Source organism: Arthrobacter sp. TE12232 (genome assembly GCF_054062615.1).
Genome location: NZ_JBSSFK010000001.1, coordinates 1,294,437 through 1,310,151, shown reverse-complemented (window position 1 = coordinate 1,310,151; position 15,715 = coordinate 1,294,437). Strand labels below are relative to the sequence as shown.

At 67.2% G+C, this 15,715-nt stretch carries 11 protein-coding genes, 1 tRNA gene and 1 pseudogene; 7 read left to right on the top strand and 6 right to left on the bottom strand.

Translation table 11 applies throughout. The features are described from left to right. Positions 1-20: 20 nt before the first annotated feature. The 5 genes from ACVWZ7_RS05750 (at position 21) to ACVWZ7_RS05730 (ending at position 5,794) form a co-directional block, all read left to right on the top strand. On the top strand, positions 21-1,448 hold the full coding sequence (locus tag ACVWZ7_RS05750; protein ID WP_456507246.1) for a S8 family serine peptidase: 1,428 nt from the start codon (positions 21-23) through the stop codon (positions 1,446-1,448). A gap of 38 nt (positions 1,449-1,486) precedes the next feature. Continuing rightward, positions 1,487-2,962 carry an NAD(P)/FAD-dependent oxidoreductase gene (locus ACVWZ7_RS05745; RefSeq protein ID WP_456507245.1) on the top strand — a complete coding sequence of 492 codons (1,476 nt, stop codon included), beginning with the start codon at positions 1,487-1,489 and terminating at the stop codon, positions 2,960-2,962. 141 nt (positions 2,963-3,103) lie between these two features. Then, the gene (locus ACVWZ7_RS05740; protein ID WP_456507244.1) at positions 3,104-4,048 is read left to right on the top strand and encodes an N-acetyltransferase; all 945 of its coding nucleotides are present in this window, start codon (positions 3,104-3,106) and stop codon (positions 4,046-4,048) included. A 32-nt stretch (positions 4,049-4,080) separates the two neighbouring features. Beyond that, positions 4,081-4,154 (top strand) — tRNA-Leu (locus ACVWZ7_RS05735). A 290-nt stretch (positions 4,155-4,444) separates the two neighbouring features. Further along, positions 4,445-5,794, top strand: coding sequence for an ABC transporter substrate-binding protein (locus ACVWZ7_RS05730; protein ID WP_344364226.1), 1,350 nt, complete (start codon positions 4,445-4,447; stop codon positions 5,792-5,794). 656 nt (positions 5,795-6,450) lie between these two features. On the opposite strand, the gene ACVWZ7_RS05725 is transcribed toward ACVWZ7_RS05730, so the two are convergent. Genes ACVWZ7_RS05725 through ACVWZ7_RS05710 form a run of 4 tightly spaced genes read right to left on the bottom strand, consistent with a single transcriptional unit; the run spans position 6,451 to position 10,588 of the window. Further along, a complete protein-coding gene (locus ACVWZ7_RS05725) occupies positions 6,451-7,224 on the bottom strand; it encodes an ABC transporter ATP-binding protein (protein WP_116765994.1) in 774 nt (257 codons plus the stop codon). Continuing rightward, on the bottom strand, positions 7,221-8,330 hold the full coding sequence (locus ACVWZ7_RS05720; protein ID WP_456507243.1) for an ABC transporter ATP-binding protein: 1,110 nt from the start codon (positions 8,328-8,330) through the stop codon (positions 7,221-7,223). Before ACVWZ7_RS05720 ends, ACVWZ7_RS05725 begins: the two co-directional genes overlap by 4 nt. Then, a complete protein-coding gene (locus ACVWZ7_RS05715) occupies positions 8,327-9,295 on the bottom strand; it encodes a branched-chain amino acid ABC transporter permease (protein WP_116765995.1) in 969 nt (322 codons plus the stop codon). Before ACVWZ7_RS05715 ends, ACVWZ7_RS05720 begins: the two co-directional genes overlap by 4 nt. A gap of 9 nt (positions 9,296-9,304) precedes the next feature. Beyond that, positions 9,305-10,588 (bottom strand): branched-chain amino acid ABC transporter permease, encoded by a 1,284-nt coding sequence (locus tag ACVWZ7_RS05710; RefSeq protein ID WP_202615791.1) that lies wholly within the window; start codon positions 10,586-10,588, stop codon positions 9,305-9,307. Between the two features lie 562 nt (positions 10,589-11,150). Here ACVWZ7_RS05710 and ACVWZ7_RS05705 point away from each other — a divergent pair. Both ACVWZ7_RS05705 and ACVWZ7_RS05700 read left to right on the top strand, forming a co-directional pair. Continuing rightward, a complete protein-coding gene (locus tag ACVWZ7_RS05705; protein WP_456507242.1) occupies positions 11,151-12,065 on the top strand; it encodes a hypothetical protein in 915 nt (304 codons plus the stop codon). Positions 12,066-12,284: 219 nt separating this feature from the next. Beyond that, on the top strand, positions 12,285-13,190 hold the full coding sequence (locus ACVWZ7_RS05700; protein ID WP_456507241.1) for a Bax inhibitor-1/YccA family protein: 906 nt from the start codon (positions 12,285-12,287) through the stop codon (positions 13,188-13,190). A 138-nt stretch (positions 13,191-13,328) separates the two neighbouring features. On the opposite strand, the pseudogene ACVWZ7_RS05695 reads toward ACVWZ7_RS05700, so the two are convergent. Both ACVWZ7_RS05695 and galK read right to left on the bottom strand, forming a co-directional pair. Then, a pseudogene (locus tag ACVWZ7_RS05695) lies at positions 13,329-14,509 on the bottom strand (acetyl-CoA C-acetyltransferase). Between the two features lie 20 nt (positions 14,510-14,529). After that, entirely contained in the window at positions 14,530-15,690 is a 1,161-nt protein-coding gene (gene galK, locus ACVWZ7_RS05690; protein ID WP_456507240.1) for a galactokinase, read from the bottom strand. Positions 15,691-15,715: the final 25 nt, after the last annotated feature.

Sequence of the window (15,715 nt, the reverse complement as noted above, 5' to 3'; positions counted from 1 at the left end):
CATCCGCCGATAGGACCTGTATGACCAGAGCAACAGCCCGGCACCGCCGGACCGCCTCCGCGTTGATGGCTTTGGCCCTTGCCGGCGGCATGTCCGCGGCGGCGCTGACCTCAGCCGCGCCCGCCCACGCCGACTCCTGGCGGGACAAGGAATACTGGCTCGCCGAATCGGGCATCACCAAAGCCTGGGAAGTGTCCAAGGGCGCCGGTGTCAAAGTCGCTGTGATTGACAGCGGCGTGGACGGCACGCATCCGGACCTAGCGGGCGTGCTTGCCGGCGGCGCCGACATCTCCGGCGCCGGCGGTGCCAACGGGCAGGAGAGCATCGGCGCCAAACCCGAACACGGAACCCTCGTGGCCACGATGCTCGCAGGGCGCGGACACCAGCCCGCCAGTGCGACCGCCAAGCCGAGTGCCGGTGCCTCCGCGGGCCCGGCCGCGGGCTCGGACGCCGGCCCGGACGGGGTGGTCGGCGTCGCCCCTGAGGCCCAGATCTTGTCCGTCTCGACCTGGCTCGGTTCCGCCAACCCGGGCGGCAAGAGCGACCAGGACCAGATTCCGGAGGCCGTGCGCTGGGCCGTCGACAACGGCGCCCGCGTCATCAACATTTCACTCGGCAGCACGTCGCCGGAGTGGCCGCAGAGCTGGGACGCGGCGTTTCTCTACGCCGAACAGAAGGACGTGGTGATCGTGGCCGCCGCGGGCAACCGCGTCGGCGGAAACGTCCAGGTCGGCGCCCCGGCCACGATTCCGGGTGTCCTCACGGTCGCGGGCCTGGACCGCAACGGAACGGCCAGCATCGACGCGTCCTCCCAGGGCATCAGCATCGGCGTCGCCGCTCCCGCTGAAGACCTGATCGGCGGCATGCCCGGCGGCGGCTATGCCGAGTGGGCGGGCACCTCCGGCGCCACCCCCATCGTGGCCGGCGTCGCGGCCCTGATCCGCTCCAAATGGCCGGAGATGTCCGCGAGCCAGGTGATCAACAGGATCGTCAGCACGGCCAAGGACGCCGGGGCTCCGGGAAAGGATCCGCTCTACGGGTTCGGCGTCCTCAACGCCGAGGCCGCCCTCAAGGCCGATGTGCCCGAAACCAAGGTCAATCCGCTGGGGTCCATTTCGGACTGGATCCGGGTTCAGCGGCGCGGCAACCTGGCCACGACGGCGCCTGCTGCGACGCCCGCGCCCTCCAGCGCCGCCCCCACGCTGCCTGAGGCGACCGTGCCGGTCGCGGAGAAGCCCTCGCAGCTGGACAGCGCCGTGCCGGCCGCCGTGGTCCTGGGCTTCGGATTCCTGTTTGTGGGCATCATTGCCGCCGCCGCCTTCCAGTTGCGGGCCGCGATGCGCAGCTCGCCCAAGGAAGGCGCTGACACGCCCGAACGGCCGGACCGGCCCGGCCCGGGAGCCGGGCCGGGAGCCGCCGATTCGGTGGATTCCAGCCACCCGTCATAGTTAGTGAAGGTTTTCACAAACTACTGTATTCTTGACGCATGGCATCCTCCCTTCAGCTCCAGGACCGTCCCCGGGTACTCGTCGTCGGCGGCGGGTACGTCGGCCTGTATGTAGCCCTCAAACTGCAGAAAAAGATCGCGAATGCAGGTGGCATCGTCACCCTCGTTGATCCGCTGCCCTACATGACCTACCAGCCCTTCCTGCCGGAAGTTGCCGGCGGAAACATCGAGGCCCGCCACGCGGTGGTCTCGCACCGCATGCACCTGAAGCAGACCGAACTCATCGAGGGCCGCGTCACCTCGATCGACCACGCCAACCGCACCGCCGTCGTCGCCCCCGCGGACGGCGGCGACACCTTCGAGGTTCCCTACTTCGACGTCGTGCTGGCTGCCGGCGCCATCACCCGCACGTTCCCGATCAAGGGCCTGGCGGACAAGGGCATCGGCCTGAAGACCATCGAGGAAGCCGTTGCCCTGCGCAACAAGGTCCTCGAACGCATCGAGACCGGCTCGCTCATGACCGACCCCGTCGAGCGTGCCCGCGCCCTGACCTTCGTCGTCGTCGGCGGCGGCTTTGCCGGCATCGAGTGCATCACCGAAATGGAAGACCTCGCCCGCGCCGCGGTCAAGAACAACCCCCGCGTCAAGCAGGAAGAAGTCCGCTTCGTCCTGGTCGAGGCCATGGGCCGCATCATGCCCGAGGTCACGGCGCAGCAGGCCGAATGGGTCGTCGGACACCTCCGCAGCCGCGGCATCGAGGTCCTGCTCAACACCTCGCTCGACAACGCCGAGGGCTCCCTGAAGCTCATCAACCTCCCGGACAAGACCCCGGCCCAGGAATTCGAAACTGACACCCTTGTCTGGACTGCCGGCGTGCAGGCCAACCCGATGGTCCGTTCCACCGACTTCCCGCTCGAACCGCGCGGCCGCGTCCGCGTCCTTGCCGACCTGCGCATCGCCGGCGACGAGGGCATCATCGACAACGCCTGGGCTGCCGGCGACATCGCTGCCGTTCCCGACCTCACGGGCAGCGGCCTGCCGGACGGCACCTGCGTGCCGAACGCCCAGCACGCCCTGCGCCAGGCCAAGCGCCTGGCCAAGAACCTGTGGGCCTCCCGCTGGAACAAGCCCCTCACGGACTACAAGCACAAGAACCTGGGCGCCGTCGCCGGCTTCGGCGAATGGAAGGGCGTGGCGAACATCAACCTGATTGGCCGCATCGGCCTCAAGGGCCCGCTGGCCTGGCTGGCACACCGTGGCTACCACGGCATGGCCATGCCCACCGTTGAGCGCAAGATCCGCGTGATCTCCGGCTGGTTCTGGGCCTTCTTCCTGGGCCGCGACACCACGCAGCTCATGGACCTGGACAACCCGCGCGGCGCCTTCGTGACCGCAGCGACTCCGGCTCCGAAGCCAGCCGCTGTCCCGGCCCCGGAAGCAGCCAAGCCTGCGGCCGACGCCAAGGCAGAGTCGAAGGTGGACGCCAAGGCATCGGTCCCGGCAGACGCCAAGTAGCGTACTTGCCGTAACTGCTGCCAGCTAGCTGGCAGTTGGCCTACGACGGCGGCTGTTCCCCCAGGGGAGCAGCCGCCGTCGTTTTTTGGTTCCGCCACCGTGGTGGCTGGGCGGTGCAGGCCCGCGCCTAGACTGAAGTCCATGACCGGTGAAAAGGATCTCCCCACGCTTCTGGCAGCCATGCATCCCGTCCGCCGCGGAGGCGAGTTCGTCTATGTCCTGTGGCCGCACGGCAGGCCGCTGGCCGGCGGAATCATGGCCGCCGTCCGGGAAGCCGAGGGGCTGACCGGTGTGATGCCCCGGGCCGACGCGGACAGCATGGGGCTGTCCTACGACTTTGTCGGGGCCTGGATAACCCTTGAGGTGCATTCCTCGCTGGAAGCGGTGGGTTTGACGGCCGCCGTCGGCGCCGCCCTGACCGAGGCGAAGATCAGCTGCAACGTGCTGGCGGGCTTCCACCATGACCATCTCCTGGTGCCGGTGGCCGACGCCGACCGGGCGCTGGAAGTGCTGCACGAGCTGGCGGCGGACAACCGCCGGGAAGGCCCCGCGCCGACGCTCGTGCTGCGCACGGAGCAGCCCGAAGACCGTCCCGCCATCCTGGCCCTGACGGCCGCGGCCTTCGCCGTTTCCCCGGTGACCGGACTGCCTGTGGACGGCGAGCCGGAGGAAGTTGGCCTGCTCCGGCGGCTCTTCGACTGCCCCGAGTACCTGCCGGAGTTCAGCATTGTCGCGGAACTCGACGGCGAGGTGGTGGGCCACGTCATCAGCACCCGCGGGTGGGTGGGGGAGCTCGAGCTCCTGGGACTCGGGCCGATCAGCGTCCTGCCGCGGCTGCAGCGCCACGGCATCGGCACCGCGCTCATGAAGGAGACTGTGGCGCGGGCCAACGCCGCGGGGGAGCGGGGGATCGCGCTACTGGGCAGCCCCGAGTACTACTCCCGCTTCGGCTTCGTGCCGTCCACGTCCCTCGGGGTGGAGCCGCCGGAGGCAGGCTGGGGCGCCCACTTCCAGCTTCTCCCGCTCGCCGTCTGGCCCGGCGGCGTGAGCGGCACCTTCCGTTACGCAGGCCCTTTTTCGGGCTGATCCGGCCCGCGACGGGATACCATGGACCGGGCGCCCCAGTAGCCCAATTGGCAGAGGCAGCGGACTTAAAATCCGCGTGTTGTGGGTTCGAGTCCCACCTGGGGCACATCTTTACGCTACGCAGTGTTGTTGTCCCTCGACGCCGCACGTTGGCCCCACGCCGCGCCGCTCCGCTGGCGGCCCGTTTCCCGGTTCTGTCCTGTCCCTTGATGCCTCCGCCGCGCGCCAAAAGACCGCAGGGAACCGTCCAGATTTCCTCTATGCAACGAGTGTTATAAGGATGTGACCGTAGTCACTTATTTTCGCGTCAAATTTGCACTAGCTTGAAGTGGAATCAGGAACACCTGATCTTTCGCGTCAAAGGCCGTTCGCACCTTTAGATCGAGGAGCTTGTACATGACTTCACTCCCCCAGGTTGCGCCCCGCATCGCTAAGCTGACAGCGCTTAGCATCGGCGTCGCCCTTCTGGCTACGGCTTGTGGTGGTTCGTCCACCCCGAGTTCGTCGGGCTCCAGCTCAGCCGCGGCCGCCGGCATCGCTTGCCCGGCCCCCAGCGCCTCCGGCGCCGGAACCACCGCCGCTAACGCGGGCGGGTCCGTCCCCGCCTCGGCCACCACCACCGAAACGCCCCTGAAGATCGGCTCGCTCCTGCCGACCACGGGTTCCCTCGCCTTCCTCGGCCCGCCCGAAATTGCCGGCGTGAACCTTGGCATCAAGGAGATCAACGACGCCGGCGGCGTCCTGGGCAAGCCGGTCGAGGTCATCCACCGTGACTCCGGTGACACCAAGACCGACATCGCCACCCAGTCCACCACGGCACTGCTCGGGCAGGGCGTCAGCGCAATCATCGGCGCAGCCTCCTCGGGCGTATCCAAGACCGTGATCAACCAGATCACCGGCGCCGGCGTGGTCCAGTTCTCGCCGGCCAACACGTCCCCGGACTTCACCACCTGGGATGACAAGGGCCTCTACTGGCGCACCGCCCCCTCGGACGTGCTCCAGGGCAAGGTCCTCGGCAACTACATGGCGTCCTGTGGAGCTCAGACCCTGGGCATGATCGTGCTCAACGACGCTTACGGCACGGGCCTGGCAAAGAACGTCCAGGCCGCTTTCGAGGCAGCCGGCGGCAAGGTTGTTGCCCAGGAACTCTTCAATGAAGGCGACTCCCAGTTCAGCAGCCAGGTGGACAAGGTTCTCGCCGCCAAGCCGGACGCCATTGCCCTGATCACCTTCGACCAGGCCAAGAGCATTGTCCCCCTCATGACGGGCAAGGGCGTCAAGCCCAACCAGATCTTCATGGTGGACGGCAACATGTCCGACTACAGCAAGGATTTCCAGCCGGGAACCCTCAAGGGCGCCCAGGGCACCATCCCGGGCACTTTCGCCAAGGATGACTTCAAGAAGAAGCTCCTGGCGATTGACCCGGCGCTGAAGGACTACAGCTACGCAGGCGAGTCCTACGACGCAGTGAACCTGATCGCGCTGGCGGCCGAGGAAGCCAAGAGCACCAAGGGCGTCGACATCGCCGCACACCTGAAGGACGTTTCCCAGGGCGGCGAGAAGTGCAACGACTTCCCGTCCTGCGTCACCCTGCTCCGTAACGGCAAGGACATCGACTACGACGGCCAGTCCGGTCCAGTCACGTTCTCCGACGCCGGCGACCCCACGGAAGCGTACATCGGCATCTACGAGTACAAGGATGACAACACCTACGTCCCCGTCAAGGAAGAATTCGGCAAGCTGTAAGCCGCTTCCCCTCGACACACCGAAGACCCCCGTCCTTCACCGGGCGGGGGTCTTTTGCGTCTCCGGAGACCCGGGGCAACAGCTCCGGGTCCGTGGAACCAGGCGGGGGCTACGGAGCCGGCTGGGCGCCACGGAATCGGCAATACGCTACGGAACCGGACGAGGGCTGCCCGGATCCGAGGGGCGCTGGTCCGGAACCCGTGCGGAGACGGGACGTGAGGGCGCCGGGAGTGGACCGGCGTCGTGAGGTGGGCTCCGTGGAGGGCGAAGCGCTGGGAGGGGTGCTGTGTGCCATCGGGAGGCCGCGGAACCGGCAATACGCTACGGAACCGGCAATACGCCACGGAATCGGACGAGGGCTGCCCGGATCCGAGGGGCGCTGGTCCGAATCCGGTGCGGAAACTGGCTCGGGTGAGGGGCCCGCCGGGTGGGCCCACGGCGGCAGGGATCTCTGTCCGGGCGTGCCTGGGGAGGGAGCCGCCGGGGAGCGCGATGCGCAGGCGCCTGGCAAGTGGCTGCGGAGGCGCCCGGTGGGGCTAAGTGCGCCCGGAGCCTCCAGCGGGTGCAACTTCCCGCTACCGCGCACGCCGGGCATGCAAAAGGGCCGCCACCGGCTGGTGACGGCCCCTCTGCTCGGGATACTGCCCGAAGCAGAACTACTCGACGGTGTCCGCGAGCGTTCCCAGGTAGAGCTGGATGACCTTGGGATCCTTCATGAGCTCCCGGCCCGTGCCCGTGTACGCGTCCTTGCCCTGGTCCAGCACGTAGCCGCGGTCACAGATCTGCAGGCAGCGGCGCGCGTTCTGCTCCACCATGATGACGGAGACGCCGGCCCGGTTGATCTCGTGGACCCGCAGGAACGTCTCATCCTGCTTGACAGGGGAGAGGCCGGCCGACGGCTCATCGAGCAGCAGCACGGCCGGATCCATCATGAGCGCCCGGCCCATGGCCACCATCTGGCGCTCGCCGCCGGAGAGCGAACCGGCCCGCTGCGCGCGCCGCTTGCCCAGCTCCGGGAACAGGCTGGTGACGAAGTCGAAGCGCTGGGAGAAGTCCTTGGGCCGCTGGAACATGCCCATCTGCAGGTTCTCCTCGATGGTCAGGGCCGCAAACACGTTGTTGGTCTGCGGCACGAACCCGACACCCCGGCTGACGAGCTTGTTGGCCTTGAGCCCGGTGATGTCCTGCCCGCGGACCACCACGGAGCCGGAGTGGACCTTGACCAGGCCGAACATGGCCTTCAGCAGCGTGGACTTGCCGGCGCCGTTGGGGCCGATGATGCCGATCAGTTCGCCCTTCCGGGCCTCGATGCTGCAGCCGTTGAGGATATTGACACCGGGAATGTAGCCGGCCACGAGGTCGGTGACCTTGACGACCGAGTCCCCTTCGAAGGCGGGATGGGCGGAGGGTGCCGCGCTGGTGGCGCTCATTCTGTGTCCTTCTCTGTGCGGTTCGGCTGCGCTGTGCTGCCCGACTCATCAGTGCGGTTCGGCTCCTCGGAGCTGCGGCGGCCGTGCGCTGTCCCGTTCGGCTCCTCCGCCTCCGTGGTGAGGACGTCGGCGGAGATGATGCCGGCGTTTTCAGTGCCGACGATCGAGTCCTCGTCGGCCACCAGCTCGGCGGCCAGTTCCTTGATGCCCTCAGCGTCGCCGAGGTCGACGTCGTGGTGGGCGCCGAGGTAGGCGTCGATCACTGCGGGGTTCTTCATGACCTCGGCGGGCGGGCCCTCGGCGACGATCTTGCCTTCGGCCATGACGACGACCCAGTCGGCAATGTGCCGGACCATGTGCATGTCGTGCTCGACGAACAGGACCGTCATGCCCTCGGACTTGAGGTTCTTGATGTGATCGAGCAGCGACTGCGTCAGGGCCGGGTTCACGCCGGCCATCGGCTCGTCCAGCATCACGAGCTTGGGCCGGACCATGAGCGAGCGTGCCATTTCGAGCAGCTTGCGCTGGCCGCCGGACAGGGACGCCGCGTAGTCGTCCTTTTTGGCGTCCAGCTTGAACTTCTCCAGCAGCACGTTCGCTTCCTGGGTGATCTTCTTCTCCTGGCCGCCCCAGATGCCCTTGAACAGGGCCTTGGAGAGCCTCTCGCCGGACTGGTTGGAGGCGCCCAGACGCATGTTCTCCATGACGGTGAGCTTGCCCATGACCTTGGTGAGCTGGAAGGTGCGCACCATGCCCATCCGGGCGACCTTGTAGGAGGAGACACCCGCAATGCTCTGGCCTTCGAACTGCCAGCTGCCCGAATTTGGGGTGTCGAATCCGGTCAGGAGGTTGAACAGGGTGGTCTTGCCGGCACCGTTCGGGCCGATTAGCGCCGTGATCTTGTGACGCGGGATCTCGAGGTGCTGGACGTCGACGGCGTTGATGCCGCCGAAGCTGCGGGTGACGTTTTCGGCCACCACGATCGGATCACGCTTCTTGCAGCCGGGGGCGATCTCTCCGGCGGCGATCGGACGGGTGTCCGTCATGTAGTCGGTCTCTTCCGACATGCGGGGTTCGCCGCGCGACTCTTCGCTTGGAATGCTCATGCGAATGCCAGCTCCTTCTTGTTGCCGAGGACGCCCTGGGGCCTAAAGATCATCAGCAGCATGAGCGCCACGCCGACCAGGATGTAACGCAGCTGCCCGGCCTGGACCGTGTTCAGCCAGGTGATGGTCCCGGACTCGATCAGGCCATAGAGGATGCCCTGGGTGAGCGAAAGCACCACCCAGAAGATCATGGCGCCGACCACCGGGCCAAGGACGGTGCCCAGACCGCCCAACAGCAGACAGGTGTAGAGGAAGAAGGTCAGTTCCGTGCCGTAGTTGGCAGGCTGGACCGCGCCGCGGGGGATCGTGAAGATCATGCCCGCCAGGGCACCGAGCACGCCACCGATGATGAGGGCCTGCATCTTGTAGGCGTAGACGTTCTTGCCGAGCGACCGGACGGCGTTCTCGTCCTCGCGGATGCCCTTGATGACCCGGCCCCACGGGCTGCGCATCAGCAGCCAGACCAGGAGGCAGAACACGGCCACAACGGCCCAGGCAACCACCCGGATGAAGAAGTCGCGGTTGTTCATGCCGATATAGGTCCCCGGAGGGAAGGGGTTCATGGCGTAGAAATCGCCCTCGAAGGCCGCCAGGCCGTTGGCCGAACCGGTGACGGCGGTCAACTGGTTGGTCGTGACGACATAGCGCACAATTTCCGCCGCCGCGATGGTCACGATGGCCAGGTAGTCAGCCCTGAGCCGCAGCGTCGGGATGCCCAGCAGGAGGGCAAAGATGGCCGAACAGACGACGGCGACGAGCAGTCCGACGAAGAACGGCACGTGGAACGTCAGGGTGGAGATGGCGAAGCCGTAGGCTCCCACCGCCATGAAGCCCGCCTGGCCGAAGTTGAGCAGGCCGGCATAGCCGAAGTGGACCGCAAGGCCAAGGGTGGCCAGGGCGTAGGCAGCCGTCGTCGGGCTGAACAGTTCGCCGGCGGCGCTGGAAAAAATGAATCCGAAATCCATGGCTGTCTCCTAACCCACGCGCTCGCGGCGGCCCAAAATGCCCTGAGGCCGGAACAAGAGGACAACAATCATGATGAACAACGCTCCCACGTATTTGAGGTCGGCCGCGAGGCCGAACACGGTGGTCAGCTCAACGAAGATGCCGACGATGATGGAACCGACCAGGGCGCCCCAGACCGTGCCGAGGCCGCCGAGCGTGACGCCGGCGAAGATGAGCAACAGGATCTGCGACCCCATGTCGAAGGTGACGCCGGGCCGGTAGTAGGCCCAGAGGATGCCGCCGAGGGCGGCGAGCATGCCACCGACCACCCAGACGATCCGGATGACGGAGTCGACGTCGATGCCGGAGGCCGCGGCCAGCGCCGGGTTGTCGGCCACCGCGCGGGTGGCCTTGCCGAGGCGGGTCTTGAGCAGGACGACGCCGAGGGCGGCGATCACGGCGGCACTGATGAGGAGGGACCAGAGGTTGTTGGGGGAGATGGAAACCGGACCGATCAGGATCTCAGCACTCTGTGCGAACGGCAGCTGCTGGGTGGCGCCGCCGAAGTAGAACTGGATCACATAACGCACGGCCAGAGCCAGGCCGATGCTGACGATCATCATCGGAACAAGCCCGGTTCCGCGGCGCCGCAACGGTTTCCACAGTCCCGCATCCTGGACGTAACCGAACAAGCCGCCGCCTATGATGGCCAGGATGATGGCCAGCCAGAACGGCAGGTGCATGGCGTTGAAGGCGAACACCAGGACGGCGCCCAACGTGACCATCTCACCGTGGGCGAAGTTCGTCAGACCCGTGGTGCCGAAGATCAGCGAGAGGCCGACGGCCGCCAGGGCAAGCAGCAGGCCGAAGCTCAGGCCGGCCACCAACCGGTTGAGCAGGTTCTGCCAGAAGTTCTGCTCCTCGACGACAATGCCCTTGCCAAAGGCGAAGATCACCGAAAGGTTCGAGGTCTGACTGAAGGTGACCTTGCGGGGGTTCTCCTGGCCCTCGGCGAGCTTGATACCCTTCGGGAGCGTCGAGTCATCGAGTTTGACCACGTAGGTTCCCTGGGTGGGGACTCCGATGGTCCAGGCGCCGTTGGCTCCGGATTTTGTGGTTCCCGTGAAGTCGCCGTTCGTGGCGGTGATGGTGACCCCGGCGATCGGCGCGCGGTCGTCGCCGCGCAAGAAGCCGCTGATGCTGTTGGTGAACTCGGTAGCCGACGGGGATGGTGTCGGCGAGGGGGTCGTAGCGCTGGATGCCGGGGCAACGATGAGCAGTAGCGCGGCTATGGCGGCACATACGGCCCCCACAGTCCTCAATAGTCTGCCGCGCCGTCGCTGCGACAGGCCGCTCGTTGTGCTTCTCAAATTGAAAACCTCCACATGGGGGTGCTGTGGGTTGCGCCTTTGCAACCGCTGCGAACGGTCAGGGATCCGGCTTGTGATGTCCGTCACCCTGTGTGGCCTATGCTACAGCCCGGGCGGCCTAATGAATGCCGCTGCGAGCAGGCAGAACGTCGCGATCGGGTAACAACCGTGAAGTCGCGCCGGAGCCTCACTTTAGGGTTGCTAAAGAAAACTTTTGTTGAGTCCGAGTATGCCTAAACAGTGGGACAACGGGGCTCCGATCCGCGCGGCCCGGCCCGGGACGCGTGCCGTCGCCGGGCGGGGGTCAGCCGGGCCAGTTCAGCCAACTCGCCGGAGCCGGGGCTCCAAGCTTTTTCCAAGTGCTCCCGGGTTATGGTGCGAAGAGCGCCAGAACCTGGAGCCCAGTGCGGGAGTCCAGTGCCGAGGTCCAGAACCGAAGTCCGGACGCCACGTCCGGGTCCCTCAGTCCGGAACCCGGGTCCGGTGCCGATAGCAGGGGCCGATCTTGGAGGGCCGACCGATGAACCGGGTGGTCAAGCTATGCCTCGCGGGCTCAGTTGTGCTGGCGATTCTGGGTATTCCCGCGCTCAGCCTCGGCCCCGTGACTGCCGGGGCACAAGCCTGCACGCCGTCTGTCGGGCCACCTTCCGTTCCTTATCCGGGGACGGCAGCGGCAGCTTCCAGTTTCGAAGCGGGCACGCTGGACGGGTTCGGCGTTTCCACTTCCGGGACAGGTCATGTCTCGGTGTCCGCCGGGCTGTCGCACTCCGGAAACTGCGCCGCCGTCCTGCACACCACCACGGCGCCCGGCTCCATGGCCAAGATGACGGTGGGCCTGACGCCCGGGACCACAGAAGCGTATGCGGACGGCTGGTTCAACATCGCTGGAGAGGGACAGGTGGGGAACAACGTTCCCTACTTCCGGTTCTTTTCCGGCCGCCTGCGCGTCATGGATGTCTTCCGTCAAAACGTCTCCCATGAGCTGATGCTCCGGATTTCTACACCCGAAGGCTTCACGTACACCACCCTGCGGCAGGATGTGCCCACGAATTCCTGGCACCGGCTGGTCATGCATGTTGTCCCGAACGGTCCCGGGACGAACGTCCAAATCTGGTGGGACGGGCGTTCCGTCTATGCGGGCACGGTCAGCATTCCGGCGACGACGGTGGATATGGTGCAACTCGGCTCCGAACACGACCAGCAAATGGCCGACATCTACGTCGACGACGTCATCGTCACCAGCGGCACGGGAACGCCGGCGCCGGTTCCCGGCCCGCTCCCGGAGTCAAAGGGGGATCCGTCGAAGCCCTTCAACGACTTCCGCGGGGACGGACAGGCGGTTGTGCTGGCCGCGGGGACTCTGGCCGCGGACACCGTTGTCCGGCGTGGCCGGCGCCCCGTGCGAATGGCCCGGGCCTGATCCGGCACCGCCGATCCCTCGCCTTCAGGTCACGGTTCGGTTGCGGCGGCCGCAAGGGGGAACTATCCCTCCCTGCCGCCCGTGGGAATTGGTAGCGTGACTATGTACAGTCCCATTCGTATTGTCCGCATTTAGTTATCCGCACCGTAATAATTCGCACCGTAATTATCCGCATCGCACCGGATCAACCCCGCACCCTAATCTTGGAGGACACCCGTAATGGCACCTGGCGGAAACCCGATCTTCAGCGGAAAGAATTTCCGCGAAGCCACCCAGGCACCGCCTGCCCCGCAGGCTCCGTACGGTCAAGGCTCTTACGGCCAAGGCCCCTACAGCCAGAACTCCTATGGCCAGAACGCCTATGGGCAGGCCCCGCAGGGGATGACCCAGGAACAGCTCCAGGACCTGTACAACCGGCCGGCGGCCGGCCCCGCTGACATCGGCCGGATGACGTACGACGACGTCATCATCAAGACTGCCGGGTGCCTCGCCGTTCTGGTGGTCGGCGCCGCAATGGCGCTCGCGGTCCCGCAGGGCACCGGGTCCATGCTGATGATCCTTGGCGCGCTGGGCGGCTTCGCCCTCGCCATGGTCAACACCTTCAAGAAGCAGCCGTCTCCGGCGCTCATCCTGGCCTACGCGCTGCTGGAAGGCTTCTTCCTCGGTGGCCTGACCCGTATCCTCGACAACCTGTACCCGGGAGTCGGCATCCAGGCCGTCGTCGGGACGCTTTCCGTCTTCGCGGTGACGCTGGTGCTGTTCAAGAGCGGCAAGGTCCGGGCGACGCCCAAGCTCATGCGGTTCTTCATGATCGCGCTGATCGGCTACGCGGTGTTCGCGCTCGTCAACCTCGTCATGATGTGGACCGGGGCCGTGAACACGCCGTTCGGCCTGAGCACCAGCGTGGAGATCTTTGGCATCCCGCTCGGCGTCTTCATCGGTGTGCTGGCGATCGGCCTGGCCGCGTTCTCGCTGATCATGGACTTCACCAGCATCGAGGCGGCCATCAGCGCCGGAGCCCCGCAGCGTTTCTCATGGACCGCCGCGTTCGGCCTCACGGTCACGCTCGTCTGGCTCTACGTCGAAATCATCCGCCTGCTGTCGATTCTCCGCGGCAACGACTAACCGCCGTCGTTTCCGGAACGCACTGGTTGTCCAACCTGCTTTCCGAGTAAGGGCCCCGCCGCTGGCGGGGCCCTTCGATTTTCCCGGCCGGCGGCCCCGGCCGGGTGCTCCCGGCAGCGCCGCCTTAGCGGGACAGCGTCAGCTGAGCCGTTCGAACACTACCGCCATGCCCTGGCCGCCGCCGACGCACAGCGTGGCGAGGCCGAGGGAGGCGTCCCGGGCGCGGAGCCCGTTGAGCAAGGTGATGGTCATTCGTGCGCCGGTCATGCCGAAGGGGTGTCCGAGGGCGATCGCGCCGCCGTGGACATTCAGCTTGTCCTGATCGATGGCCAGCTCCCGCGCACTGGCCACGACCTGGACGGCAAAAGCCTCGTTGAGCTCCACGAGATCGATGTCGCGGACGGTCAGCCCGGCGAGGCTGAGCGCCCGGCGGGTGGCCTCGACCGGGCCCATGCCCATCAGCTCCGGGGACAGGGCGCTGACACCCGTGGAGACGATCCGGGCTCCCCATCATTGAGCGGGCACGCATTGCCGGCCGTCACGGTGCCGCCGTTGCGGAAGACCGGCTGCAGGGCGCTGACGGCCTCGGCCGTCACGCCGGGCCGCGGTGAATCGTCGCGATCGACCACCGAGCCGTCGGCACGGGTGTAGGGCGCGATTTCGCGGGCGTAGAACCCGGCGGCGATGGCCGCCTCGGCCCGGTTCTGGCTGAGCACCGCCCAGGCGTCCTGCTCCGCGCGGCCGATGCCATAGCTCGTCGCAACGTTCTCCGCCGTCTGGCCCATGGCGATGTATACGTCCGGCATCCGGCCTCCCAGCCGCGGATCGGTCCACGGCGTGTTGGCGGCCGCGGTGGCCGCAGAGCGTTCCCTGGCCGCCTCGAAGCGCGGGTTGTGGGTGCTCGCGTCGGTCTCGCCGGCGCCGGCCCAGTCCCGGTAACGGGACACCGACTCCACGCCGGCGGCAACGAACGCCTGTCCCTCGCCGGCTTTGACGGCGTGAAATGCCATCCGGAGCGTCTGCAGGCTGGAAGCGCAGAAACGGTTGATGGTGGCCGCGGGAACGTGGTCCAGCCCGGCCAGGATGCTGACCACCCGGGCCATGTTGGAGCCGGCCTCGCCGCTCGGTTCGGCGCAGCCCAGATAGATGTCATCCAGGCCGCGGCCCGGCCCGGCAGCCGCGTCGAACGCCGGGATTCCGGCGAGGGCCGTCGTGACCATAGCGGCGGCGAGATCGTCCGGCCGCTCGTCTTTCAGCGAGCCCTTGAAGGCACGCCCGATGGGGCTTCTGGCAGTGGAAACGATGACGGCCTCTGGCATGCGCCCAGACTACGCCCCGCCTACGCCAGTCGCATGGCCCCGGCCGCGGGGCGGACGCCGAAGATCTCCGGTGCGGCATACCCCGCCTGCGCGAAGGCCCGTTCGACGGCGGAACGCACCCGATGCGCCGAGCCCGCGGGGGTCAGGGCGATCGCGGAGCCGCCGAAGCCGCCGCCGGTCATGCGCGCGCCGATCGCGCCGGCCGACCGCGCCGTATCCACGGCAAGGTCCAGTTCGGCGCAGGAGATCTCGAAGTCATCCCGCATCGAGGCGTGGGAGGCATCCAGCAAAGGGCCGATGGCGGCCGGGCCCAGGGAGTCCAACAGCTCGACTGTCTGCAGCACACGGTCGTTCTCCGTGACCACGTGGCGGACGCGTCGAAACGTCTCCGCGTCGAGGAGCCCGCTGGCCTCCTCGAGGTCCTCCAGTCCGACGTCGCGCAGGGCCGCTACGCCGAGCACTTCGGCGGCAAGTTCGCACGATTCCCTCCGGGCCGCGTACTCACCGTCGGCGTGGGAATGCGAGACCTTGGTGTCGATGACCAGCAGCACCAGCCCCGCGGCGTCGGCGTCGAACGGCACCAGGCGGACGCTCTGATCCCGGCAGTCGAGGAAGACGGCGTGGCCGGCCGTGGCCCGGAGCGAGGCCGACTGGTCCATGATGCCGGTGGGCGCGCCGACGAAGTCGTTTTCGGCCCGCTGGGTAGCCAGGACCATCTCCTGGGCGGAGAGCCCGGCGGCCGTGAGCTCGTTCAGCGCGGAGATCACGGCGCATTCGATCGCATGCGAGGACGACAGGCCGGCGCCGCGGGGGACGTCGGAATCCAGAAGCAGGTCCACGCCGGGGATCGGGAGACCCTGCTGCTGCAGGGCCCAGATGACGCCGAGCGGGTACTTGGTCCAGCCCCGGGCGCCGGCGCGGGTCAGGGCGCCGATGTCCGCCGTCGTCAGCCCCTGGTTCCCAAAGGTGGACAGCATGCGCACGCTGGAGTCCGGCCGGACCCTGACGGCCACCCGGGCTGCCCGGTCGATCGCGAACGGCAGGACGAAGCCCTCGTTGTAGTCCGTGTGCTCGCCAATGAGGTTGACGCGTCCGGGTGCCCGCCACACGCCGTCGGGCCGGGCGCCAAAGACCGACTCAAACCGCGCGGCAAGCCCGCCGCTGTCCAGGGAAGGGTTCATGGCCTGGCACCTGCGCTTCTGGAAG